At 40.1% G+C, this 25,198-nt stretch carries 29 protein-coding genes and 1 rRNA gene; 29 read left to right on the forward strand and 1 reads right to left on the reverse strand.

The window, feature by feature from the left end:
* Window positions 1-9: 9 nt before the first annotated feature.
* The 12 genes from rrf to rsmI all read left to right on the forward strand — a co-directional run bounded on the left by rrf (window position 10) and on the right by rsmI (window position 8,327).
* Window positions 10-125 (forward strand): 5S ribosomal RNA (rrf, locus tag HRJ06_RS20235).
* A 415-nt stretch (window positions 126-540) separates the two neighbouring features.
* Window positions 541-750, forward strand: a complete 210-nt coding sequence (locus tag HRJ06_RS20240; protein WP_174734793.1) for a sigma factor G inhibitor Gin — start codon at window positions 541-543, stop codon at window positions 748-750.
* A gap of 137 nt (window positions 751-887) precedes the next feature.
* Window positions 888-2,321, forward strand: coding sequence for an aminotransferase class I/II-fold pyridoxal phosphate-dependent enzyme (locus HRJ06_RS20245; RefSeq protein WP_174734794.1), 1,434 nt, complete (start codon window positions 888-890; stop codon window positions 2,319-2,321).
* 28 nt (window positions 2,322-2,349) lie between these two features.
* A complete protein-coding gene (gene tmk / locus HRJ06_RS20250) occupies window positions 2,350-2,982 on the forward strand; it encodes a dTMP kinase (RefSeq protein WP_174734795.1) in 633 nt (210 codons plus the stop codon).
* 262 nt (window positions 2,983-3,244) lie between these two features.
* The gene (locus HRJ06_RS20255) at window positions 3,245-3,574 is read left to right on the forward strand and encodes a cyclic-di-AMP receptor (protein ID WP_174734796.1); all 330 of its coding nucleotides are present in this window, start codon (window positions 3,245-3,247) and stop codon (window positions 3,572-3,574) included.
* Window positions 3,575-3,596: 22 nt separating this feature from the next.
* Window positions 3,597-4,037: a YaaR family protein gene (locus HRJ06_RS20260; protein ID WP_174734797.1), complete on the forward strand. Its 441-nt coding sequence runs from the start codon at window positions 3,597-3,599 to the stop codon at window positions 4,035-4,037.
* Window positions 4,038-4,050: 13 nt separating this feature from the next.
* Window positions 4,051-5,058 carry a DNA polymerase III subunit delta' gene (holB, locus tag HRJ06_RS20265; RefSeq protein ID WP_174734798.1) on the forward strand — a complete coding sequence of 336 codons (1,008 nt, stop codon included), beginning with the start codon at window positions 4,051-4,053 and terminating at the stop codon, window positions 5,056-5,058.
* The gene (locus tag HRJ06_RS20270) at window positions 5,051-5,860 is read left to right on the forward strand and encodes a PSP1 domain-containing protein (protein ID WP_174734799.1); all 810 of its coding nucleotides are present in this window, start codon (window positions 5,051-5,053) and stop codon (window positions 5,858-5,860) included. Before holB ends, HRJ06_RS20270 begins: the two co-directional genes overlap by 8 nt.
* A 31-nt stretch (window positions 5,861-5,891) precedes the next feature.
* Complete coding sequence (yabA, locus tag HRJ06_RS20275) at window positions 5,892-6,263, forward strand: DNA replication initiation control protein YabA (protein WP_174734800.1); 372 nt, start codon at window positions 5,892-5,894, stop codon at window positions 6,261-6,263.
* Between the two features lie 187 nt (window positions 6,264-6,450).
* The gene (locus HRJ06_RS20280; protein WP_174734801.1) at window positions 6,451-7,194 is read left to right on the forward strand and encodes a tRNA1(Val) (adenine(37)-N6)-methyltransferase; all 744 of its coding nucleotides are present in this window, start codon (window positions 6,451-6,453) and stop codon (window positions 7,192-7,194) included.
* A complete protein-coding gene (locus tag HRJ06_RS20285) occupies window positions 7,181-7,468 on the forward strand; it encodes a GIY-YIG nuclease family protein (RefSeq protein WP_174734802.1) in 288 nt (95 codons plus the stop codon). The genes HRJ06_RS20280 and HRJ06_RS20285 overlap by 14 nt, the downstream gene beginning before the upstream one ends.
* Entirely contained in the window at window positions 7,446-8,327 is an 882-nt protein-coding gene (gene rsmI, locus HRJ06_RS20290) for a 16S rRNA (cytidine(1402)-2'-O)-methyltransferase (RefSeq protein WP_174734803.1), read from the forward strand. The genes HRJ06_RS20285 and rsmI overlap by 23 nt, the downstream gene beginning before the upstream one ends.
* Window positions 8,328-8,525: 198 nt before the next feature.
* On the opposite strand, the gene HRJ06_RS20295 is transcribed toward rsmI, so the two are convergent.
* On the reverse strand, window positions 8,526-8,810 hold the full coding sequence (locus HRJ06_RS20295; protein ID WP_174734804.1) for an AbrB/MazE/SpoVT family DNA-binding domain-containing protein: 285 nt from the start codon (window positions 8,808-8,810) through the stop codon (window positions 8,526-8,528).
* A gap of 558 nt (window positions 8,811-9,368) precedes the next feature.
* Here HRJ06_RS20295 and metG point away from each other — a divergent pair.
* The 17 genes from metG to HRJ06_RS20380 all read left to right on the forward strand — a co-directional run bounded on the left by metG (window position 9,369) and on the right by HRJ06_RS20380 (window position 25,163).
* Complete coding sequence (gene metG, locus HRJ06_RS20300) at window positions 9,369-11,312, forward strand: methionine--tRNA ligase (RefSeq protein ID WP_174734805.1); 1,944 nt, start codon at window positions 9,369-9,371, stop codon at window positions 11,310-11,312.
* A gap of 202 nt (window positions 11,313-11,514) precedes the next feature.
* A complete protein-coding gene (locus tag HRJ06_RS20305) occupies window positions 11,515-12,282 on the forward strand; it encodes a TatD family hydrolase (RefSeq protein ID WP_174734806.1) in 768 nt (255 codons plus the stop codon).
* A 240-nt stretch (window positions 12,283-12,522) separates the two neighbouring features.
* Complete coding sequence (locus HRJ06_RS20310; protein ID WP_174734807.1) at window positions 12,523-13,707, forward strand: ubiquitin-like domain-containing protein; 1,185 nt, start codon at window positions 12,523-12,525, stop codon at window positions 13,705-13,707.
* Window positions 13,708-13,885: 178 nt separating this feature from the next.
* Window positions 13,886-14,446, forward strand: coding sequence for a ribonuclease M5 (rnmV, locus tag HRJ06_RS20315; RefSeq protein ID WP_174734808.1), 561 nt, complete (start codon window positions 13,886-13,888; stop codon window positions 14,444-14,446).
* Complete coding sequence (rsmA, locus tag HRJ06_RS20320) at window positions 14,439-15,317, forward strand: 16S rRNA (adenine(1518)-N(6)/adenine(1519)-N(6))-dimethyltransferase RsmA (RefSeq protein WP_174734809.1); 879 nt, start codon at window positions 14,439-14,441, stop codon at window positions 15,315-15,317. The genes rnmV and rsmA overlap by 8 nt, the downstream gene beginning before the upstream one ends.
* A 493-nt stretch (window positions 15,318-15,810) precedes the next feature.
* Window positions 15,811-16,689, forward strand: coding sequence for a sporulation peptidase YabG (yabG, locus tag HRJ06_RS20325; protein ID WP_174734810.1), 879 nt, complete (start codon window positions 15,811-15,813; stop codon window positions 16,687-16,689).
* A gap of 317 nt (window positions 16,690-17,006) precedes the next feature.
* Window positions 17,007-17,270, forward strand: coding sequence for a biofilm formation stimulator Veg (gene veg / locus HRJ06_RS20330; protein WP_046525184.1), 264 nt, complete (start codon window positions 17,007-17,009; stop codon window positions 17,268-17,270).
* A 156-nt stretch (window positions 17,271-17,426) separates the two neighbouring features.
* Window positions 17,427-17,609, forward strand: coding sequence for a small, acid-soluble spore protein, alpha/beta type (locus HRJ06_RS20335; protein ID WP_174734811.1), 183 nt, complete (start codon window positions 17,427-17,429; stop codon window positions 17,607-17,609).
* Between the two features lie 334 nt (window positions 17,610-17,943).
* Window positions 17,944-18,813, forward strand: coding sequence for a 4-(cytidine 5'-diphospho)-2-C-methyl-D-erythritol kinase (gene ispE / locus HRJ06_RS20340; RefSeq protein WP_174734812.1), 870 nt, complete (start codon window positions 17,944-17,946; stop codon window positions 18,811-18,813).
* A 57-nt stretch (window positions 18,814-18,870) separates the two neighbouring features.
* Entirely contained in the window at window positions 18,871-19,704 is an 834-nt protein-coding gene (gene purR, locus HRJ06_RS20345; protein WP_174734813.1) for a pur operon repressor, read from the forward strand.
* A gap of 125 nt (window positions 19,705-19,829) precedes the next feature.
* Window positions 19,830-20,204: a RidA family protein gene (locus HRJ06_RS20350; protein WP_174734814.1), complete on the forward strand. Its 375-nt coding sequence runs from the start codon at window positions 19,830-19,832 to the stop codon at window positions 20,202-20,204.
* 180 nt (window positions 20,205-20,384) lie between these two features.
* Window positions 20,385-20,675: a septation regulator SpoVG gene (gene spoVG / locus HRJ06_RS20355; protein WP_003347151.1), complete on the forward strand. Its 291-nt coding sequence runs from the start codon at window positions 20,385-20,387 to the stop codon at window positions 20,673-20,675.
* A gap of 274 nt (window positions 20,676-20,949) precedes the next feature.
* Window positions 20,950-22,323, forward strand: a complete 1,374-nt coding sequence (glmU, locus tag HRJ06_RS20360) for a bifunctional UDP-N-acetylglucosamine diphosphorylase/glucosamine-1-phosphate N-acetyltransferase GlmU (protein WP_174734815.1) — start codon at window positions 20,950-20,952, stop codon at window positions 22,321-22,323.
* A gap of 19 nt (window positions 22,324-22,342) precedes the next feature.
* A complete protein-coding gene (locus HRJ06_RS20365; protein ID WP_174734816.1) occupies window positions 22,343-23,302 on the forward strand; it encodes a ribose-phosphate diphosphokinase in 960 nt (319 codons plus the stop codon).
* A gap of 159 nt (window positions 23,303-23,461) precedes the next feature.
* Window positions 23,462-24,097 carry a 50S ribosomal protein L25/general stress protein Ctc gene (locus HRJ06_RS20370; RefSeq protein WP_174734817.1) on the forward strand — a complete coding sequence of 212 codons (636 nt, stop codon included), beginning with the start codon at window positions 23,462-23,464 and terminating at the stop codon, window positions 24,095-24,097.
* Between the two features lie 177 nt (window positions 24,098-24,274).
* Window positions 24,275-24,835, forward strand: coding sequence for an aminoacyl-tRNA hydrolase (pth, locus tag HRJ06_RS20375; protein ID WP_174734818.1), 561 nt, complete (start codon window positions 24,275-24,277; stop codon window positions 24,833-24,835).
* Window positions 24,836-24,932: 97 nt separating this feature from the next.
* Complete coding sequence (locus HRJ06_RS20380) at window positions 24,933-25,163, forward strand: anti-sigma-F factor Fin (RefSeq protein ID WP_174734819.1); 231 nt, start codon at window positions 24,933-24,935, stop codon at window positions 25,161-25,163.
* The last annotated feature ends 35 nt before the right edge of the window (window positions 25,164-25,198 follow it).

The raw sequence follows: 25,198 nt of genomic DNA on the forward strand, positions 1-25,198 counted from the left end.
TCAAAATAGTCTGGTGGCGATAGCGAGAAGGTCACACCCGTTCCCATACCGAACACGGAAGTTAAGCTTCTCAGCGCCGATGGTAGTTGGGGTTTTACCCCTGTGAGAGTAGGACGCTGCCAGGCACACGAAGAACAGCTGATAGAGCTGTTTTTTTTTTGTTCGTGTGGATAAAACCATATCAAAATGAAAAGAAATTAGCCTTTTTGTTAAGATATATAGGATCAATTCTTAGCTAAAACTGATTGAACTAATGCTGTTTGTATTTAGTTTGACGTCTCATTAATCAATATCAACTATAACTGTAGTATTTTATAAATAAATAATTTTCTATCCTGGAATAACAATTATTTAACGGGTTCGGCATATTTATGTTTAGCATCATGCTTATCTAAAAAGAAACCCATTAATTTATTAAGAAATCCATCCTAGACATACACAGAAACCCAGTATATAACATACAATAATAAATAATTAGGATCAAAGAGTTAATTTTCTAAAGATTGTATACAAATTAGGGCTCCGGGGAACAATTGCTGTATGGAGGTGGAGCAGTTGGAATCGTCAATAACCAGTGGGGAAAAGTGTGTTGTGTGCGAGCAAATAAAGTCTGTCGGAATACACCTTTATACTTCTTATATCTGCCATGATTGTGAAAGGGTTATTATACAAACGGATACGAGTGATCCAAAGTATAGACATTACATTAAGCAGTTAAAGAAAATTACACAGCCAGAAATCTATTCATAAAGCTCACTAGGGCTTTATTTTTTTTTATTTTTAGGAAAGCAGGCGGTAATTTGTTAAAATAAGAAAGACTGTCCTTCAATGGCAGCGTCTGTCCGTTAAAATAAGAGACGGGACAATATAAATATTGGCGGTATTTTATGAAACAGCAGCAAACTCCCTTATTTGATCAATTGCTTTTACATGCCGGAAGTAACCCGTTGTCTTACCATGTTCCTGGACATAAGAATGGTGCAGTATTTCCGGATGAAGCAAAACATTATTTTAAAAATATATTAAAACTAGATGTAACGGAGCTTACGGGTTTGGATGATCTCCATTCAGCTGAGGGCGTGATTCTTGAATCAGAAGCCTTATTAGCTGATTTATATGGGGCAAAAAGGAGTTTCTTTCTTGTTAATGGTTCTACAGTCGGCAACTTGGCAATGATTCTTTCTTCTCTTAATGAAGGGGACCAGGTACTGGTACAAAGGAATTCACATAAATCGATTATGAATGGAATTCGGCTAGCCAAGGCAGATCCTGTATTTTTAAATCCTGAATATCATTTGGATTGGGCCGTGGCCGGTGGAGTTAGCTTAGAAGTTGTAAAAGAAGCGACAAAGCAGTTTCCGGCGGCAAAGGTACTTATATTAACCTATCCCAATTATTATGGATTGGCTTATGAAATTAAGGAAATAATCAAATTTGCGCATGAACAAAATATAGCTGTCTTGGTGGATGAGGCACATGGCGTTCATTTCGCAGTAAATCCACTTTTTCCGGAATCTGCAATCGCACTTGGGGCTGATATCGTCGTCCAGTCCGCTCATAAAACTCTTCCAGCGATGACTATGGGGGCTTATCTGCATTTTAATAGCAATCTGCAGAGTGTAGATAAGTTAACCTCTTACTTACAAATGCTGCAGTCAAGCAGTCCCTCCTATCCTCTTATGGCATCTCTGGACCTTGCACGCAGTTACCTAGGGACTTATAGCAAGGAGGATATTAGTTATTTAATGCAGTCAGTAGAAGGCTTTAAGAATCAGCTGGACAGCCTTTCAGATATAAAGGTGCTGACATCAGAAAGATATAAGGTTGATCCCTTAAAAGTAACCATTCAATCCACCAAAGGTTTAAGCGGATATGAAGTGCAGCAGCTTTTGGAAAGAGAAGGGGTCTATACAGAGCTTGCAGATCCAATAAACGTCTTGTTAATCCTTCCATTACTAAAGAAGGATATGTTTTTTCCTTTTGACGATACAATTGGTAAAATACATAAGGCTTTAAAAAACACCTGTAAAACGAAGGCTCAAGCAGAGCCTATTAAAAGCAGTGAACCTTTTTCTGTTCTTTCCGTCAGCTATAAAGAAATGGAGCAATTAACGAACCTGGTTATCCCGCTTGAGGAGTCAGCGGGAAAAATCTGCGCTGAAATGATCATCCCCTATCCTCCAGGCATCCCACTTATTTTACCTGGAGAAAAGATAACTAAAAAAGCTATTGAAGAACTGATTAGATTATTAAAAAACAAAGCTAAGATTCAGGGTGGAGAGTATCTGGCAAAGGCCAGGATAAAAGTGTTTCATCGATAATAGACAGGCAGTGGAGGTCAAAATTAATATGAAAAACGGGTTATTTATCTCAGTAGAAGGCCCTGAAGGTGCAGGTAAAACAACGATTATCAAGCTGTTAGCAGAAAGGCTAGGCAGTCAGGGCTATAGCGTGATGCAGACAAGGGAACCCGGTGGAATTGAGATTGCTGAACAAATCCGCAGTGTTATTCTTGATAAAATGAATGTTAATATGGATCCTCGAACAGAAGCACTGCTTTATGCGGCAGCAAGAAGGCAGCATCTTGTTGAAAAGGTAAAGCCGGCACTGAGCAGAGGAGAAATTGTTTTGTGTGACCGGTTTATTGATAGTTCACTAGCGTATCAAGGCCATGCCCGAGGCTTGGGTATAGACCAGGTATTTGCTATTAATCATTTCGCAGTTGAAGGTACGATGCCTGAGCTGACTTTTTATTTCGACCTTGAACCAGAGACTGGGCTTGAGCGGATTAGCCAGAACAGTGGCAGGGAAGTGAACAGGCTCGATTTGGAAAACCTGGAATTTCATCAAAGGGTTAGAGAGGGGTATCTCCTATTAATTGACCGCTTCCCAGAGCGTATTTATAAAATAGATGCTTCCAGACCGGTTGAAACGGTCTATAATGAAGCAGAAGCTGTCATACTAGACAGGCTTCTGCATTAAGTTTGATAAATCCCCTGGAATTTTTTCTGGGGTTTTTTGCTGTTAATAGAATATTAAAGATTGTTAGTGAAAATGGCTACAAGGTGATTCTTTATCTTCAGTTAGCAATACCAGCTTTTGAATACCGAGAAGCAACAAGAAAAAAGGTTTTGTCCCTTATGCTAGTTTGAAAGAACATCTAACAATGCCCTGTCAGGACTTGCATTTCTGTTATAATATAGAGTAAGATGCGAATCGGAAAGAAAACAGGAGGTCTGAAGGAATGAAATTAATTCTTGCGGTCGTACAAGACCAGGACAGCAATAGATTATCCAGTGCATTAATTGATAATAATTTTAGGGCTACCAAGCTTGCAAGCACCGGTGGTTTTCTAAAATCAGGAAATACAACGTTTATTATTGGAGTCGAAGATATTCGTGTAGATCGGGCTTTACAGGTTATAAAGGATAATTGTAAATCTAGAGACCAGTTGGTTGCCCCTGTGTCTCCAATGGGAGGAAACGCCGACTCCTACGTCCCTTACCCGGTTGAAGTAGAAGTGGGCGGAGCCACTGTATTCGTCCTTCCAGTAGAACAGTTTTTTAATTTTTAATCGTGGGAGGAAATAGCACAAAATGAAAATTAACCACGATCAAAGGTTAAATATTGAAAAAACACGTCAGGATCAAAAACAACAAGTCTTAGGTGGAAATAACTTTAATAGATATATTCAGAGCCAGGGGCAGAAGCTGCATATGGGTGAGCTTCAGCGCCTGTTAGGCCAAATTGATTTTGCTGGTGAACGCCTCGGAAGGTCGAGAACGTTTAAGGACCTCGCAAAGTTTAAGAATCTGGTAAAACAATTTGTAAGGGAAACAGTGGATTTTGGGATGGATTTAAAACAATCACATAGCTGGAGTCCTAACGGACAGGGACGGTCGCTTACGATAGTGGATGTAATCGACCAAAAGTTAGTGGAACTAACCGAAGATGTGATTAAGAAAAAAGAGGGGTCGATCGACCTCCTGGGGAAAATCGGCGAGATTAAAGGCCTTTTGATTAATTTATATACGTAAGAGAGGTAAAACTATGGGAAAAACCTGGACGCAGCTGGAAGAAATTCAACCGACTGTATTAAAAATGCTAAAAAACAGCAGAGTGAAAAATCGGGTAGCCCATGCTTATTTGTATGAAGGAATACGGGGAACAGGAAAAAAAGAAATTGGACTACTGCTTGCTAAAAGTTTGTTTTGTAAACAGCCTGGGGATGGATTTCTTCCTTGTGAAAACTGCTCAAATTGCAAACGTATCAACAGTGGTAACCATCCGGATATCCATCTAATTGAACCAGATGGACAATCCATAAAAAAAGGGCAGATTCATGCTCTGCAGGAAGAATTCTCAAAGACTGGGGTAGAGTCAAAAAAAAAGCTTTACATGATTACCCATGCTGATCGAATGACAGTTAATGCAGCCAACAGCTTGCTTAAGTTCTTAGAAGAGCCTCATGCCGAAACGGTCGCTATACTAATGACCGAACAGGCTCAAAAGATCTTGCCAACGATTCTTTCTCGCTGTCAAATAATAAATTTTAAGCCATTATCATCTGTAAAGATGGTGGAAAAGCTGGTTGAAAATGGAATAAAACCTGTGGTAGCCCCCTTGATAGCCCAGTTAACCAACAATTTAGACGAAGCTTTGGAAATAAGTAACGACGATTGGTTTGCACAAGCACAAAAATTAGTGTTAAAATTATATGAAATGCTAAAAAAGAATTCTCTTGAGACGTTAGTCATGCTTCAGGAAAATTGGTTTGTGCATTTTAAGGAAAAAGAACAGCTAGATCGCGGCTTGGATTTATTACTTCTTGTCTTTAAGGATTTACTATATATTCAACTTGGAAAACCAGAACAGGTTGTATACGTAAACGAGAAACCTCGTTTAGAGCAATACGCAATGCAGACTTCTGGCCGTCGTTTAGCAGATCAAATGGAAGCTACTCTCGAGGCCAAAAGGAAACTGCAGGCGAATATGAATCCCCAGCTGCTGATGGAAGAGCTGGTGTTAAAACTTCAGGAGGGATCTTCCTTTGTATGATGTAGTGGGTGTCCGCTTTAAAAAAGCGGGGAAGATATATTACTTTGATCCCGGAGAACTCCTAATTCAGAAAGACGATTTTGTAATCGTTGAGACTGTAAGAGGCGTTGAATTTGGAAAGGCCGTTACACCGCGCAAGCAGGTTGGCGAAAATGATGTTGTTCTGCCATTGAAAAAGGTGGTAAGAATAGCAGATCAAAAGGATCGGTTAATTGTCGATGAGAATAAGGCAGCAGCGGAAGAAGCATATCAAGTATGCGGCGAAAAGGTAAATGAGCATCAGCTTGATATGAAGCTTGTTGATGTTGAATATACGTTTGACCGAAATAAAGTCATTTTCTATTTTACAGCTGATGGAAGAGTCGATTTCCGTGATTTGGTAAAGGATTTGGCGGCAATTTTCCGGACAAGGATAGAGTTGCGTCAAATTGGTGTTCGGGATGAAGCAAAAATGCTGGGGGGAATTGGTCCCTGCGGCAGAATGCTTTGCTGTTCAACCTTCTTAGGAGATTTTGATCCAGTCTCCATTAAGATGGCGAAAGACCAAAATTTATCCTTAAACCCTACCAAAATATCAGGATTATGCGGACGTCTTATGTGCTGCCTAAAATATGAAAATGATCAGTATGAACAGGCTAAAGAACAGTTGCCTGACTTAGGTGAAATCATTACTACCCCAGATGGCATAGGTAAAGTGGTTGGTTTAAATTTATTAGAACGTGTCATGAAGGTAGAATTAAAGGGACAAGACCGCGTTCTCGAATATACACCTGATGAAGTGATGAAAGAAGGCGCTATTTAGTTATAATCCACAAACTGATGAGGTGGACCGCGTGGATAAAAAAGAGATCTTTGACTCAGTAAGCAATATGGAAGAACAAATCGGTAATTTATATAGCCAGCTTGGTGAGTTAAAGCAGCATCTAGGAGAGATTCTAGAAGAAAATAACTCTTTAAAGCTTGAAAATGATCATTTAAGACGCCGACTTGATCAAACAACACAAAAGGAAAACAAAGCTGCCCATTCAGACAGCAAGGGGGGCCAAGCCGTCTCTGGTGATAAAACCCCTCTTGATATTGGGGAAGGCTATGACAATTTGGCCCGTCTTTATCAGGAAGGTTTTCATATTTGCAACTTGCATTTTGGGAGCCCACGAAAAGAAGGGGACTGCCTATTTTGTTTATCCTTTTTGAATAAAAAATGATCGCAGCCTTCCCTGTTTAAAGGGAAGGCTATTTTTATAAATACTGTCTATGCCGCCTAGAAAAGGGATGGACAATGTCCGATATGTTCAGACAGCTGGATGGCGGGTATGCTAGTTATGAAGAAAATGATTTAACTTACATAAAAAAGCAAGAGGATAATCCTCGCTTATTAATCCGGAGGAACACATGGTTAATTTAAAAAATGATGAAAGACTTGATTATTTGCTAGCAGAGGATCTGAAAATTATCCAAAGCCCCTCTGTTTTTGCATTTTCTCTTGATGCAGTATTACTGGCTCGATTTGTTTATGTTCCAATTCAGAAAGGCAGACTGATCGATCTATGCAGCGGAAATGGTGTTATTCCTCTGTTTCTAAGCTTGCGGACAAAAGGTTCCATAACAGGGGTCGAAATTCAGGAACGCCTGTATGATATGGCTATTAGAAGCATTGAATATAATCAGCTCGGAAACAAATTAGATATGATTCATGGCGATCTTAAGGATATGCCGGCACTGCTGGGGCATGGAAAGTATGATGTCGTTACCTGTAATCCACCGTATTTTCCTACATCCTCAAAGGAAGAGATTAATTTAAATGAGCACCTTGCCATTGCACGCCATGAACTTTTATGTACGCTTGACGATGCAATCCGAGTATCAAGCCAATTGGTCAAACAAGGGGGAAAGGTTGCATTTGTACACCGACCGGGAAGGCTGCTGGATATTGTTGAATCAATGAGAAAGTATAGCCTTGAGCCTAAGCGGATTCAGTTTGTTTATCCTAAAGCTGGTAAAGAAGCTAATACTCTATTGGTTGAGGCAATTAAAGGCGGAAAGCCCGATTTGAAAATTTTACAGCCACTTACCGTCTATAATGAGGATAATGAATATACACCTGAGCTGAAAGAAATTTTATATGGAAACAAGTGAGCACTATTTTTATGTACTTTGCTGCAGGGATGGAAGCTTTTACGGTGGCTATACAAATGATTTAGAACGCAGGCTAAACCAGCATAATGAGGGCAAAGGTGCAAAGTATACGAGAGGGCGCGGGCCTGTCAAGCTGCTCTATTCAAAACCCTTTACCAATAAAAGTGATGCACTTAAGGCAGAATATCAATTTAAACGGTGGTCTCGGAAGAAAAAAGAGCAGTTTTTAATAAATGAAACGGGTGGTATATATGTGGCAGCAAAAGAGCTTTAATAATGAACAGGAAAAAGGCATATTATATCTTGTGCCAACTCCGATTGGAAATTTAGAAGATATGAGCTTTCGCGCTATTAGGATCTTAAAAGAAGCTGACCTTATTGCGGCAGAGGATACAAGAAACACCAAAAAACTATGCAATTATTTTGAGATTGAAACCCATGTAACTAGTTATCATGAACATAATAAACAAGTAAAAGGTGAGAAGATTATTGAGCGAGTTAAAGAGGGTGCCAAGGTTGCGCTCGTAAGTGATGCTGGCATGCCAACTATTTCAGATCCGGGTTATGAACTAGTTGTTGAGGCGTTGGCAGAAGAGCTGACAGTTGTTCCGCTTCCAGGGGCAAATGCTGCATTGACAGCACTAGTTGCTTCGGGCATTGAAACTCAGCCTTTCTATTTTTATGGATTTTTAAATCGCCAGAAAAAGACGAAAAAGAAGGAGCTGGAGGAACTATCTAAACAAACGGCAACCCTTATCTTTTATGAGTCCCCGCATAGGCTTCGGGAAACACTGCAGGTGATGAATGATATATTAGGCAATCGTCAGATAGTTTTATGCCGTGAATTGACAAAGCGGTATGAAGAATTTATTAGGGGAACGATCACAGAAGCAATTCAATGGGCGGAAAGCGATCAGATTAAAGGAGAGTTTTGCCTGATTGTTAAAGGTTCTATCCAATCTGCAGAAGATTCTTCTGAAGAACAATGGTGGACAGACTTGGAAATGAAGGAGCATGTAAACTTTTACATTAAAGAAAAGGATATGAACAGCAAAGATGCTATTAAGCAGGCGGCCAAAGATCGCGGTCTTAATAAAAGAGATATATATCATGCCTACCACATTGAAGAGTAGGTCATAGCTTTGGGTTTGACTGACGTACCGACTGAGATAAAGGAAGCATGAAGAGAGAGAGTGGCGGTAAGGCAGGATAATTCTCAAGTGGCTATGACTGGAGCTGAATGGAGGTATAGTAAACACCTTTATCATTTTACCTAAACGATCAAAAAAGCCTCTTAATAGTTAAGAGGCTTTTTAATTTGCTGCCTATTTTTATTTTGCAGGCTCGAATGTGCCTTGGATTTCTTTAAGAAGCTGTTCAGCGCCGTCACGGCTAAGAATTAACTTTCCGCCAGCAAGTGTAATATTGTTATCAGAAACTTCCCCAGTTATATGGCAAGTCATATTTGGCTTGTATTTTTTAAGGATGATACGGTCATCATCAACATAAATTTCAAGTGCATCTTTCTCAGCGATCCCTAATGTTCTTCTTAATTCAATCGGAATCACTACGCGGCCTAACTCATCAACTTTACGAACAATACCTGTAGACTTCATTTATTGTTTCCCCTCTCAAGCTATCATTTTCTAATTTATATTCGTCATTATTCGACAAATTTCAACTTATTGGTTTAATAATACCAGCCATTCCCAAATACGTCAATTATTTTATTTTTCTTCCAGTAGGAAATATTTACAGATGACTAATAGTGCGCTCATATCAAAGAATTCTTGATAATAACTACAATGTTGTCCATGTTAAATTGGAAAATGATTATAGCATAGGGAAGGAAAAATGTTTTTGCTTAGATAGTAATTGTACTAATTTCGTCACAATTTTCGACATTTCAGCCTCCGTTAATCGACAAAATTCGCATTAGGGTTTTGTGGCAATTATTTTGTTTTTCTAAACTTTGAGATGGTTGCACAAAATAAGATTTTTAGGTATATTTTGATGATATAAGAGGTTATGATGACTATAAGTATTATAGAGGAAGGGATCTTCTAGCTAGTACATAATAAGTGTATGAAAAGAGAGATAGATTGAGATCAAAGTTCTTGTCCGCCGGGCAGGGCTTTTTTAAGGAACTTATAGAAAAACGAGGAGGGAATAACATGCAAGAAAAATTGAAAACTTTTTATCTTACTACTCCAATCTATTATCCAAGTGGCAACCTTCATATTGGACATGCCTATACGACAGTTGCCGGTGATGCAATGGCACGTTATAAGCGGCTGCGTGGGTATGATGTTATGTTTTTAACAGGAACGGATGAACACGGACAGAAAATCCAAAGGGCAGCAGAGGCCAAGGGGGTAACTCCACAGCAGTATGTTGATGAAATTGTGTCTGGCATTCAGCAATTATGGGGAACGCTGGATATCTCCTACGATGATTTTATCAGGACTACTCAAGACAGGCATAAACAAATCGTAGAAAAGATTTTTGCAAGGCTCCTAGAACAAGGGGATATCTATCTTGACCAATATGAAGGCTGGTACTGTACACCTTGTGAATCTTTTTATACAGATCGTCAGCTTGAAGAAGGGAACTGCCCAGACTGCAATAGAGGGGTAGAAAAAGTTAAAGAGGAATCTTACTTCTTCAGAATGAGCAACTATGCTGATAGGCTCCTCCAGTATTATCAGGATAATCCGAGTTTTATCCAGCCAGAATCACGGAAAAATGAAATGATTAATAACTTTATTAAACCAGGGTTAGAGGATTTAGCCGTATCAAGAACTACATTTGATTGGGGAGTAAAAGTTCCCGGCGATCCAAAACATGTCATCTATGTTTGGATTGATGCTCTTTCAAATTATATTACGGCCCTTGGATATGGGACAGAGGATGATAGCAAGTATCTGAACTACTGGCCGGCAGACGTTCATTTAGTAGGTAAGGAAATTGTCCGGTTCCACACGATTTATTGGCCGATTATGCTGATGGCTCTCGATCTGCCGCTGCCTAAAAAGGTTTTTGCTCATGGCTGGCTTTTAATGAAGGACGGCAAAATGTCAAAGTCCAAAGGGAATGTAGTGGATCCTGTTACGCTTATTGATAGATATGGATTAGACGCTCTCCGTTATTATTTGCTTCGTGAGGTACCGTTTGGTGCAGATGGGGTATTTACTCCAGAAGGATTTGTTGAACGAATTAATTTTGACTTAGCTAATGATCTTGGGAACCTTTTGAACCGGACAGTGGCGATGATTGATCGATATTTCAACGGGGAGATACCTGCTTACCGGGGATCAGAAGGGGAATTTGATCAGCTCTTGCTTCAAGCGAATTTAGATACCTTAACAAAATATGAGGATGCTATGGAAAACATGGAATTCTCCGTTGCTTTAACTTCTATTTGGCAATCAATTAGCCGAACCAATAAATATATTGATGAAACTCAGCCATGGGTTCTAGCTAAGGATGAGGAAAAAAAGGATCAGCTGGCAGATGTTATGGCCCATTTAGCAGAATCATTAAGAAGAGCTGCTGTGCTGCTGCAGCCGTTTCTGACTAGAACCCCGAAGAAGATCTTTGAACAACTTGGCATCAATGAAGAAACATTAACCTCTTGGGAAAGTCTTGAGAAGTTTGGGATTATTCAGCAAGGAACCAAAGTTGTCAAGGGAGATCCAATCTTTCCTAGGCTTGAACTACAGGACGAGGTCGGCTTTATCAAGGAAAAAATGCAGGGTTCAGCCCCAGTTAAAGAAGAAAAGCCGGACCAGCTTAGCGAAATCAGTATTGATGACTTCATGAAAATTGATCTGCGTGTAGCTGCTGTGATTCATGCTGAACCTGTGAAAAAGGCAGATAAGCTGTTGAAAATCCAACTAGATCTTGGCTATGAAAAAAGACAGGTTGTTTCAGGGATTGCCAAGTTTTACAAGCCTGAAGAACTAGTAGGTAAAAGAGTAATATGTGTTACAAACTTAAAACCGGTTAACCTTAGAGGAGAACTTTCAGAAGGAATGATCCTCGCCGGATCCAAGGATGGCGTGCTTTCTCTCGCTTCTGTCGATGAGAACCTGCCGCTTGGAGCAAGAGTAAAATAAATTGGAAAAACATAGAAATGTTTCATGTGTAACACTGACGGGTAAACATTTCTATGTTTTCTTTTTTTTGCCTTTATTAACAAAATATCCTTATTGTTGTGACAATCGAGTAAACAGCTGTCCGAGGCATACATGTATCTAGGATATAGAGGTATAATAAATGAGCCAAGGATTGTTGTATGACTGAAAAAGGAGTTTTTTTATGTTTTTTGATACACATGCCCACTTAAACGCGGAGCAATTTAACGAAGACTATTTAGAAGTCATCAATCGCGCCCTGGAAACAGGCGTTTCGAATATTGTTGTAGTAGGTTTTGACAGGCCGACGATTACTAGAGCGATTGAACTGGCGGAGAACTATGAGTTTATATATGCAGCGGTTGGCTGGCATCCAGTTGATGCGGTTGATATGACGGATGCTGATCTGGAATGGCTGAAGGAACTTTCTGCCCATCCAAAGGTAGTCGCTCTTGGAGAAATGGGACTAGACTATTATTGGGATAAATCACCGAAAGAAATTCAAAAAGAAGTGTTCAGAAAGCAAATCAAGCTGGCGAAACAGGTTAAACTCCCAATCATCATACATAATAGAGAAGCTACAGCAGATATAGTAGAGATTTTAAAAGAAGAGGGAGCAGCCGAAGTAGGCGGTATCATGCATTGTTACAGTGGCAGTGTTGAAATTGCCCAAGAGTGCCTCGAGATGAATTTTTATATTTCATTAGGTGGGCCTGTTACCTTTAAAAATGCTAAAAAACCGAAGGAAGTGGCAACGGAAATTCCACTGGATCGTCTGCTGATTGAGACGGATTGTCCGTATCTAACCCCGCATCCATTCCGCGGGAAACGCAATGAACCGGCCTATGTAAAATTGGTAGCCGAGCAAATTGCAGAACTTAAAGGAGTTTCCGTAGAGGAAGTGGCGGAAGCTACACAACAAAATGCAAAAAGATTATTCGGCATAAAGTGATATGTAATGCTGTCGATTTGTCCAGATGGTTGTCCTAATTTTTTCTTATTCCATAAAGTTCTACATGTCTCTATGCTTTCATAGGATAACCATGTCGATAAGTCTTTCTTTCCTTTTCATCGGACATCTTGCATAATTATGAATACGTCCAGGGGGCAGGAGGTTAGATTTGACAAGTCGGCAGTATACTCTATATAATCACTCCGAGAAAAGGAGGCGTTTTTCATCGTCATTCAAAACGTGAAAAACCTGTTTTCCAAGTCTTTGAGTAAGAAAAGATTAGCTGTTTTTTCTGCTAGTTTCCTAGTTTTTGCTTCTGTAATCGGGTACTTTTTATACGAGGGTACCAAAAATACAGTTGCATTAACATTGGATGGTCAAGAAACAGTCGTCAAAACACATGCAGATACAATCCAAGAAATATTTGACGATCTTGATATTTCCTTACGATCCGAAGACTTCTTATCACTTGCCGCTGAAACCTCCGTTAAAGACAATCTTGAGATTGTCTGGAAACCGGCTAAACAGGTAGAGCTTTTAGTTAACAACGAAAAACAGCAATACTGGACCGCAGCTAATACGGTCTCTGAATTTCTGGAAGAGCAAGGTATAGATTTAAGTGAACACGATAAACTTAGTCCTGCCCCCAAAGAAAAAATAAAACAGGATCTGACTATTGCCATAGAAAGAGCTTTTCAGCTAAAAATAGTGGATGGCGGAAAAGAGCAAGAGGCATGGTCAACTTCGACTACGGTCGCTGACTTTTTAACACAGCAACAGGTTGCACTTAACGAATTAGACCGTGTTGAACCAGGTTTGGAAGAAGATGTCGCTGAAGATTCAGTGATACATATTATTCGAGTCGAAAAAGTCACCGATGTAGTGGAAGAACCGATTAAGTTTGCTGTAGTAACTGAAAACGACAAAGCCCTTGAAAAAGGCAAACAAAAGATTGTAAAAGAAGGTCAGGAAGGTTTACTTTCCAAAAAATACGAAGTCATTTTAGAAAATGGCAAAGAGGTATCCCGTAAATTAATAAGTGAGGATACTGTCAGAGAAAAACAAGATAAAGTAGTGGCAATGGGTACAAAGGTAATTACTCAGCAGGTATCGCGCGGATCCAATGAATCTGGCGGGACCGAGTTTTATGTAACATCAACAGCCTATACTGCAAACTGTAATGGGTGTTCCGGCTATACTGCTACAGGAGTTAACCTCAGAGCCAACCCGAATGCAAAGGTTATTGCTGTGGATCCAAGAGTAATCCCCCTTGGCACCAAGGTATATGTTGAGGGATATGGCTATGCTGTTGCAGCAGATACAGGCTCCGCTGTAAAAGGTAATAAAATTGATGTGTTTTTCCCCTCAAAGGCGGAAGCTTACCGTTGGGGACGGAAAAGTGTAAAAATCAGAATTCTAAATTAGTACACGGTGCAGAGGAAGTGATTCCTCTGCATTTTATATTTAGAATGTTTATTTGTAAGGTATAATATAAAAGAATGTATGACATAGCAGAAGTGAAGTTTTAATAAATACTTTCAATTAATTAGACGAGGAATGTTACAAAAATGTTTCAAGTTTTTTTAATTTTATCGGAGGAAAAATGAAAATTAGAGAAATCATTGTTGTAGAAGGCAGAGATGATACAACAGCTATTAAAAGGGCAGTAGATGCTGATACAATCGAGACTAATGGTTCAGCGATAAATGAGGCAACATTGGTTAAAATTAAGCTAGCCCAAAAGAAACGCGGGGTAATTGTTTTTACCGATCCGGATTTCCCGGGTGAAAAAATCCGGAAAATCATTTCGGAAAATGTACCAGACTGCAAACATGCCTTTATCCCAAAGGACCTTGCAACCCGTAAAAACAGGCGGGGAGTTGGAGTAGAGCATGCCACACCGGATGTCATCAGGGAAGCCTTGAGCGGGGCCCAGTTGATGGCAGAGTCGGTCAAAGAGGAAATTACCCAGGATGATCTTATAACGGCAGGCCTAGTTGGCGGAGAAGGTTCAAAAGAAAGACGTGAAAAACTGGGCAGGATATTAAAAATAGGCTATACAAACGGAAAACAGCTCCATAAAAGACTAATGGTCTTTCAGGTAACCCGGGAAGACTTTGCCGCTGCTGTTAAGTCCATTCGACAGGAGGAACAAAATGCATAAAGATATCGCCACACCGGTGCGGACAAAGGCTATTTTAGAAAGGCACGGTTTTTCATTTAAAAAGAGCCTCGGACAAAACTTTCTGATCGATACAAACATATTAAACCGAATTGTCGACCATGCAAACATGACTGAGGAAACAGGTGCAATCGAAATAGGGCCCGGTATTGGGGCTTTAACAGAGCAGCTGGCTCGCCGAAGCAAAAAGGTGGTTGCCTTTGAAATCGATCAGCGTCTTTTGCCAATTTTGGAGGAAACATTATCTCCATATCCTAATACAAAGATCATTCATCAGGATGTTTTAAAAGCAGATGTACAAGCTGTTATAGATGATGAATTCAATGATGTGAGTGACATAATGGTTGTTGCGAACCTGCCCTATTATGTTACAACACCAATAATAATGAAGCTGCTAGAGGAAAACCTTCCAATAAGAGGGATCGTTGTCATGCTGCAAAAGGAAGTTGCAGACCGTATTTCTGCATCACCAGGAACGAAAGAATATGGTTCCTTGTCTATTGCTATCCAGTATTACACCAAGGCTGAAACAGTCATGATTGTACCGAAGACCGTTTTTGTCCCACAGCCAAATGTTGATTCAGCAGTAATAAGACTTACGCGCCGCAAGGAACCCGCTGTTACTGTAAAAGACGAGAATTTCTTTTTCAAAATAACGAAAGCAAGCTTTTCACAACGAAGAAAAACATTGCTTAATAATCTTACAAGCATGCTCCCAGACGGAAAGGAAAAGAAATCCGTAATCCTTGCAGCGCTCGAGGAAGCCGAAATTGACGGTACAAGAAGAGGAGAAACACTGTCTATAGAGGAGTTCGGCAGATTAAGTGATGCACTATATCCAATCTTTAAATAAAGGCCCAAATCCGGGCCTTTTTTAATTTTGCGTTTTTGTTAAAAGACTTTAGTTAAAAACATACTTTTGATGGAAGAATAGGGTCATTTGTTTAATTTCGGAATAAATATCGTTAAAGAACATATCCGTTTTTTTGGAATATAATCAGATCTTATGGAATATATTTTATTTTTATGGAATCTTCATTAAGTTTAATGGACTATATTCTCTTAGTGGGCTGAAATAAACCGTAAACTTCAAATCCTCCAGTTTGTTCGTTTCTGGGCAGTCGTCTCCGCTTTTCTATTTGTCTAGCTCCGTCTCCTAGAAACTCAGCAAACTTCAAATCCTCCGGCAGAAGCACAACCCGCTTCTTTGTCGGATTCTCCAGTTTGTTCGTTTCTGGGCAGTCGTCTCCGCTTTTCTATTCACATGGATATGGGTTTTTGCATAGCTTAGAAGGAATTGAAATTTATGTGGGCAGAGAATGTCCGACCTATTTGGAGTGAGGACAGTGAGCATTAAACTCATGGATGTAGTGGGAAGGGTATCCCACAATTGTGATATTATGTTCCGGGTTATCGATATTCGAGAGGAAAACGGGCAAAAAATTGCTTTATTATACGGGGAAGACATTAGATTAATGGCCGATGCCCCTTATGAGGATCTTATCCAAATGGATAAAAACAGGCGTATGAGAATGTCTGAGGAATTTAGGTCACTTGAAGAGCAATCCTTTCAGCTGATTCGTCAGGACGTAGACCTGGTGAAACAAAAGCAAGAATATGATGCAACGGCAGGTTACAGTAAGCCGTATAGTTATTTTCAGATGCCTGGAAGGGTACTCCATATAGATGGTGATCAGAACTACTTAAAGAAATGCCTGTCAGTATATGAAAAAGTCGGTGTTCCAGTATACGGGGTGCACTGTAATGAAAAAGAGATGTCTAATAAGGTTGTCGAGCTGATTGATTATTATCGGCCGGATATTTTGGTCATTACTGGGCATGATGCCTATTCGAAATCAAAGGGGAATATGAAAGACATAAACGCATATCGCCATTCCAAAGATTTTGTTCAAACAGTCCGAACAGCGCGGAAGAAGGTGCCGCACCTGGATCAATTGGTGATCTTTGCGGGTGCCTGTCAATCCCATTTTGAATCATTAATCCAAGCTGGTGCAAACTTCGCAAGTTCCCCATCCCGAGTTAATATACATGCTTTGGATCCGGTTTATATCGTGGCGAAAATTTCTTTTACGCCATTTATGGAACGAATCAATGTTTGGGATGTACTGAGGAACACGCTAACAGGAGAGAAAGGCCTTGGAGGTATTGAAACAAAAGGGGTTCTTCGGACCGGGATGCCTTTTAAAAGGCCGGAAGATGCTTAATAATTAGATACAGCCGTCCCTGTACGGCTTTTTTCTCCATAAAAATAGACAGGATCAGACTCTGGAAAGATGATATTATTTTTTCTGTAAATCAGTTGATTTTTATACAGTCCCTTATCTATTCTAATATTATTTCTTGCAAGTTAATTTCCTTACATATTTTAATTCGATAAAGGACAATCTAAAATTGTTGAAATTTACAAGAAAAAGTAGATCGAAAAATATTGACAATCAAAATTAATGACTGTTATAATTTTATGTTTTTATTTGACTGAATTTTGTCAGCGTGTTATACTTTACATAGTGAGGTGGACCGAATGCCAAAAACATTATCGGATATTAAAAAAGCTCTTGATTCAAATTTAGGGAAGAGACTTTTACTTAAGGCGAACGGTGGACGCAGAAAGACGATTGAGCGTTCGGGAGTTTTAGCTGAAACCTACCCTTCCGTCTTTGTGATTGAATTAGATCAGGAAGAAAATGCGTTTGAACGAGTATCATACAGCTATGCAGACGTTTTAACAGAAACGGTTCAAATTACCTTCTATGAAGATACAACAGGAAATATGGCTTTAAGCTAATAAGCAGAGAAGCAGCAGCACAGGCAGTGAATAAAAATTCACTGCTTTTTTGTGTGCCGAAATGGCAAAGCCGGAACAAGGATATATTGGCGCTCATGAAAAGAGCTGTTGATTATCATAATATAAATAGCCGCGGTGATGAAAGGAGATGGGACAGTGGGCAGAAGAAAAGGGGTTATGTCTGAAGGATTTAAAGAAGAACTTGCGAAGGAACTTGGCTTTTATGATGTCGTTCAACAGGAAGGCTGGGGCGGCATCAGGGCACGAGATGCGGGGAATATGGTGAAGCGTGCCATTGAACTGGCCGAACAGCAGCTTGCGGTCCAGAACAAGCAATAAAATCACTGAAGAACAATCACTGGCTGCCAACTTGGTTAATAAAACAGTCACATTGAGATAGTAAGCATCGCGGCGAAAGGCTTGGGTTTAAACCCAAGCCTTTTTTATTATAAAATTGGGACATAGACTACTGTCTTTGCTGCAGCAGCCTATCACTTTTCAATCCCTGAAGAACTTCTTCGATCTTTGAAAAAGGCTTCATACACCCGTTTTGAAATGATAAAATATGAATTCTATGTGGTTGTTTCCTAAGAGAGGTCTTACATTGGCCATTTTGTGGTAAAATAGGACAAAAAACTAGGGAACGTTGAATTTCGTAAAGTAGGTGGAAGCAGTGAGGCTTTTAATAAAAGCACCGGCCAAAATAAATTTATCGCTGGATGTATTACATAAACGTCCAGATGGTTACCATGAAGTAGAAATGATCATGACAACAATAGATTTAGCAGATCGTATCGAACTTAGTTTAAATCATTCAAATCAAATTATTATAAATTCACATAACCGGTTTGTTCCAGATGACCAAAGAAACCTCGCCTATCAGGCCGCGCTATTATTAAAGAACCGATTTCGGGTTAAAAAAGGGGTTAACATCACGATAGAGAAAACGATTCCGGTAGCTGCAGGGCTTGCAGGAGGCAGCAGTGACGCAGCTGCAACTTTAAGAGGGCTTAATAAACTATGGGACCTGGGTCTCTCGCTGGAAGAGCTGGCTGAGCTAGGAGCTGAAATTGGTTCGGACGTTTCCTTTTGTGTCTATGGCGGAACTGCGCTAGCCAAAGGAAGAGGAGAGATTATTACAAAGCTTCCTCCTCCTCCAACCTGTTGGGTTGTGCTGGCCAAACCTTTTATAGGAGTATCGACAGCCGAAGTTTATCGCCGCTTAAATATTAACGATGTACATCATCCTGATACCAATGAAATGATCAATGCAATTAAAGCCAACGATTTTGGTGGTGTCTGCAAAAACCTTGGGAATGTACTGGAAGAAGTCACTCTTCCGCTTCATCCTGAAGTTGCTCAAATTAAAGATCAAATGAGCCGATTTGGCGCGGATGCTGTTTTAATGAGCGGGAGCGGCCCAACAGTTTTTGGGCTGGTTGAACATGATTCCAGGATGCACCGTATATACAATGGACTGAGGGGCTTTTGTGATCAGGTATTTGCCGTCCGGATGATGGGTGAACAGCATACTCTTGATTAAAACCGTATAATAGTGTTATATTATCGGTAAATCATTCGGATTTGGGAGGTTTCCTAATTGAAGTTTCGCCGCAGTGAACGTTTGATAGACATGACTAATTATTTACTTGAGCACCCTAGACAGCTTGTCCCGCTGACTTTTTTCGCAGACCGTTACGGTTCAGCTAAGTCATCAATCAGTGAAGATTTAGGGATCATTAAAGAGACATTTGAACAAAGAGGAATAGGGATTTTGCAGACGGTGCCGGGAGCAGCCGGAGGAGTTAAGTTCCGTGTGAAAGTACCGGAAGAAGAGGCAAGATTATTGGTAGATGAACTGTGTTCAGTTATTGCCAGCCCAGAAAGACTTCTGCCAGGCGGCTATCTTTATATGAATGATATTTTGGGGAATCCACAAATCGTCCAAAGGACAGGCAGGTTATTTGCTTCTGCCTATGCCGATAAACATATAGATGTCGTTATGACCGTTGCTACTAAGGGTATTCCACTCGCCTACGCAGTTGCTAGCCAGTTAAATGTACCGGTCGTTATTGTTCGCCGGGACAGCAAAGTAACTGAAGGGTCAACAGTTAGCATTAACTATGTATCAGGGTCTGCTAAGAGGATACAAACGATGGTCCTCTCGAAAAGAAGCTTAGCTGAAGGGTCGAATGTCTTAATTGTCGACGACTTTATGAAAGCAGGAGGTACCGTGAATGGTATGATTAATATGCTAGAAGAGTTCAACGCGCATGTTGCTGGCATTGCTGTACTTGTAGAGTCGGAGAACATGGAAGAGAGGCTGGTTGATGAGTATTTATCGCTGGTAAGACTTTCAGATGTCGATGTAAAGGAAAAGAAGATTTCCGTTAATGAAGGTAATTTTTTTATAAAGAAGAAACATAAAATGTGAGGATCAATGGGACCAACCTAATTACTGATTGGTATGCCGATTCCGTTAAACCCTTAATTAACTTGGAAAGAACAAATGCTTTTTGTGTTGATCGATACATTTATTCAGTATTGGAGGAGAAATAAATGAAAATAGTTCAGACGAACCATGCACCTGCGGCAATTGGGCCATACTCACAAGGCATTATCGTAAATAACCTATTCTACAGCTCAGGCCAGATACCGCTTACACCGGAGGGGATAATGGTAGAGGGAGATATCTCCACTCAAGCCCACCAGGTATTCAGCAATCTAAAAGCAGTACTTGAAGCAGCAGGAGCAGACCTGAATACAGTCGTAAAAGCTACTGTTTTTATAAAAAACATGGATGACTTTACTGCACTGAACGAGGTTTATGGGGAATATTTTAATGAGCATAAGCCAGCTCGTTCGTGTGTCGAAGTGGCCAAGCTTCCAAAAGATGCTCTAGTAGAAATAGAAGTGATTGCGCTCGTTAAATAATACGAGCGTTTTTAAAGTTATTTCCAGTAAAAAATTGTGTAAAAATTGGCTTTATTCAGCAAAAATTCATCAGTTTGACATTTTTTTTCAAAAAACTTTGTAATAAAAGAAGGATTTAATGGTTATCTGTGGAATTATTAAATTTAGATTTGATCTACTATTGCAAAGGTGGTGAACGGAATGGAAGTAACTGATGTAAGATTACGCCGCGTTAACACTGACGGAAGAATGAGAGCTATCGCTTCCATCACTCTTGACAATGAGTTTGTTGTCCACGATATACGTGTAATTGATGGGAACAACGGTCTGTTTGTAGCAATGCCTAGCAAACGTACTCCAGATGGTGAATTTCGCGATATCGCCCATCCAATTAATTCTGGTACACGTGGGAAAATTCAGGAAGCTGTATTGGCAGAATACCACCGTTTAGGTGAATTAGAAGTGGAATTTGAAGAAGCTGGAGCTTCTTAGGAATATAATGCAACAAGGGCCTACTTCTTAGTAAGGCTCTTTTTTATGTATGTATAGATAAAGAAAGCTGCAATCAAATTTACGGACATCGCCTTTTAATTTACCCTGAGATCAGCGCCTCAAACCTCTAGTTTGGTTTGTGTTAATGCTTCATAACCCCTCTCAGCCATCCCATTTGTTTAGCAAATATTTCGATTAATCCCTCATTCCTTGAAATGAAGCCGTTTTTGAGATATATTCGTAATGGATAAAAAGGTAAATTGGAGGACTGCAAATGTCTAATCGTTATGCCATTGTTCTAGCCGCCGGACAAGGGACAAGAATGAAGTCCAAGTTATATAAGGTACTTCACCCTGTTTGTGGCAAGCCCATGGTTCAGCATGTTGTTGACCAGCTTATAAATCTTGATATAAAAGACATCGTCACTATTATTGGCCACGGAGCTGATCTGGTAAAATCTCAATTGGGTAAAGATAGTGCATATGCTCTGCAGGAAGAACAGCTTGGTACAGCTCACGCAGCTTTACAAGCTAAAGATATACTGGCAGATAAGGATGGGGTGACCATCGTCGTGTGCGGCGATACGCCACTGATAAGAGCTGAAACAATGGAAGCCTTGTTTAACCATCATGAAGAAACTAAGGCAAAGGCGACAATCCTTACTGCTGTAGCAAGTGATCCCACCGGTTATGGGCGCATTGTCCGTAATGAAAGTGGTCTAGTTGAAAAGATTGTCGAACATAAAGATGCGACTGAAGCAGAACGTACGATTGCAGAGATTAATACAGGAACCTATTGTTTTGATAATGAAACCCTATTTGCAGCAATTCAAAACGTTTCTAATAACAATTCTCAGGGAGAATACTACCTGCCAGATGTAATAGAAATACTAAAAAACAGCAATGAAGTGATTTCAGCTTATCAGAGTGAAGAGTTTGAAGAGACTCTAGGTGTTAATGATCGAGTTGCTCTAGCAGAAGCTGAACGGATCATGAGGAAACGGATAACGACGGCACAAATGCGGAATGGTGTAACGCTAATTGACCCTGCGAACACTTACATTGATGCTGATGTAACAATTGGGCAGGATACGATTATCTACCCGGGGACAATTATAAGCGGACTGACCACGATCGGAACAGACTGCCAGATTGGACCCAACAGTGAAATTAACAACTGTGAAATTGGAAACAATACAGTTATCCGTCAATCACTCGCATACGACAGCAGTATTGGCTCAGAAGTAAATATTGGTCCATTTGCTCATATACGCCCGCAATCTGAGATCGGGGATGAAGTGAAAATCGGCAACTTTGTGGAAGTGAAAAAAGCTGCTTTTGGACGCGGAAGCAAGGCCTCTCATCTTAGTTATATTGGCGACGCTGAAGTTGGCAGCAATGTAAATATTGGCTGCGGTTCAATAACTGTTAATTATGATGGGCATAATAAACACTTAACAAAAATCGAAGATAATGTATTCATTGGCTGTAACTCTAACTTGGTTGCTCCTGTTACAGTTGGTAAAGGTGCCTATGTAGCAGCAGGTTCGACGATTACAAAAGATGTTCCTGAAGAAGCTTTATCCATAGCACGGGCACGTCAAATTAATAAAGATCAATATGTCGGCAAGTTAAAGTTTAAGAAATAAATTTCTGGAGGGTCCACTCATGTCGAACCAGTATTTAGATCCAAAATTAAAAGTATTCTCGTTAAACTCAAATCTTCCGCTTGCCGAAGAAATTGCCAAAGAAATCGGTGTAGAGCTAGGAAAATGTTCAGTTACCCGTTTCAGTGATGGAGAAATCCAAATTAACATTGAAGAGAGCATCCGGGGCTGTGATGTTTATGTTATCCAATCGACCAGCTGGCCTGTTAATGAACATATAATGGAATTACTGATCATGATTGACGCTCTTAAACGCGCATCTGCTAAAACAATTAATATTGTTATGCCTTATTACGGGTATGGACGGCAGGATCGTAAAGCAAGAGCCCGTGAGCCGATTACTGCTAAGCTTGTAGCGAACCTGCTTGAAACGGCCGGAGCAACCCGCGTTATCACGCTTGATTTGCATGCACCGCAAATACAAGGATTCTTTGATATCCCAATTGACCATTTAATGGGCGTGCCAATTTTATCTGATCATTATAAAAGTCAAAACTTCGACGGTGATATTGTAATTGTATCTCCAGACCATGGTGGTGTTACCAGGGCTAGAAAGATGGCCGAACGTTTAAAAGCGCCAATTGCTATCATTGATAAACGACGTCCAAAGCCTAACGTGGCAGAAGTGATGAATATTGTCGGTAATATTGATGGTAAGATTGCCATTTTAATTGATGATATTATCGATACTGCCGGAACGATTACCCTGGCGGCTAACGCCCTGATAGAAAACGGTGCCCGTGAAGTTCATGCCTGCTGTACCCATCCGGTGCTGTCTGGGCCTGCATTTGAAAGAATTAATAACTCGAAAATAAAACAGCTTGTTGTAACAAACACAATTGCTCTTCCAGAAGATGAAGAAAACACAAGGAAGATTGTACCTCTGTCTGTTGCTCCGTTAATCAGTGAAGCAATCATTCGTGTCCATGAGGAGCAATCCGTAAGCACACTATTTGATTAATATATTTAAATTAGGCTTGCCAGCAGGCAAGCCTAAAACTGCTCCATCATTGCTTTCTAAAGGCTCCTTCTTGAAGACATGCGTTTAGACCTTCCTATTTTAGGGCATTTTTTATAAAGATAGCTCTTTTAACTTATTAATAGGAAGGGGACAATATTCATGAGTGCAGTACTAAAAGCAAGCGAACGGAAAGAATTAAGGAAGTCCAGTTTAAGAAACATACGCGAAGAGGGCCAGATCCCTGCAGTTGTATACGGGAACAATTCTGAAAGCACACCCGTTTCTGTAGATAGCATTGAGTTTATTAAAGTTATCAGAGAAACCGGGAGGAATGGCGTCATCGTTCTCGACTTAAATGGAAAAAAGCAAAACGTTGTTCTAGGTGATTATCAGGAGGATCCAATAAAAAGGGAAGTTCTCCATGCTGACTTCCTAGCGATTAATATGTCTTCTAAAATGAATGCTAAGGTGAGGCTTGTACTTACTGGAGAAGCTGCTGGAGTAAAAGATGGCGGTGTGCTGCAAAATCCAGTTCATGAACTTTCAATAACTGCAACTCCTGACAATATTCCATCTACGATTGATTTAGATGTGTCAAACCTTCAGGTGGGAGAAACTCTATTAGTTTCCGATTTGAAAACAGATGCCAGTTATGAGATTAATGAAGATGATGATACTGTCATTGCCTCCATCTTGCCCCCTCGCCAGGAAGAAGAAATTAGTACAGGTGAAGAGCAAGAACCGGGTATTCCTGAAAATGAAGAAGGCAGAGAAACAGAAGCAAGTGAAAAATAACAAAATTCCTGCAAGCGCTTAAGGGAACTGCCGTTTCTAAGGGAGTACTTAAAGGCTTATGAGAATTTTCTAGACTAGATTATGTCTAGCTCCGAGACTGATAGCTCGGGGCTTAGATGTATCTCTAATATAGTTATTGTTTTCCCTTTACTTATTTAAAGGGATGGGGGGAAGAAAATGAAACTGTACGTTGGTCTGGGCAATCCGGGCAAACAGTATGAGAATACGAGACACAATATTGGCTTCAAAGTCATTGATGAGCTTGCCAAAAGATTTTCGATTCCCTTAAACCAGGCAAAGTTAAAAGGAGTCTTTGGCATAGGTTACTATGGCGGTAAAAGAGTGATTTTATTAAAGCCTCTTACATACATGAATCTGTCTGGCGAATCGATAAGGGCGGTAATGGATTATTTTCAGATTGAGCTCGAAGATATAGTTGTTATTTACGATGATTTAGACCTTCCAGCAGGGAAAATTAGGCTGCGTCAAAAAGGAAGTGCTGGTGGACATAATGGAATTAAGTCTACTATCGCTCACCTGGGGACACAGTCATTTAACCGCATTAGAGTAGGGATTGATCGGCCCATGAAAGGTATGGCTGTTCCGGATTATGTTTTAGGCCGTTTTTCTAAAGAAGAACAGCCTGTAATGGAAGAGACAACCCTGTTGTGTGCTGATGCATGCGAGGCATGGTTAGGAAAACCTTTCCTTGAAGTCATGAATTCCTATAATCAGTAACATATTAAAGAAAAAATCACATACAATATCGCTATATGAATAAGTCCCTTTTAGTGAGTCAATACTAGTATTACCACACATACTAGGAGGGACAGGCATGGCGATAAATTACTTCTGCCGGCACTGCGGAACAAAAATGGGCTCTTTGGACAGTATGTCTGTTCACACAGAAAGCCTCGGCCTTCATAAACTGACAGATGAAGAAAGGCAAACTATGGTGAGCTACGAAAACACTGGCGATGTTCATATTAAAAGTATTTGCGAGGATTGTCAGGAATCACTTGAGCGCAATCCCGACTATCACCAGTACGATTATCTGATTCACTAAACGCTTTGGAACAATCCAAAGCATTTTTCTGTTTA

Source organism: Mesobacillus harenae, from assembly GCF_013343715.1.
Lineage (GTDB): Bacteria > Bacillota > Bacilli > Bacillales > Cytobacillaceae > Mesobacillus_A > Mesobacillus_A harenae.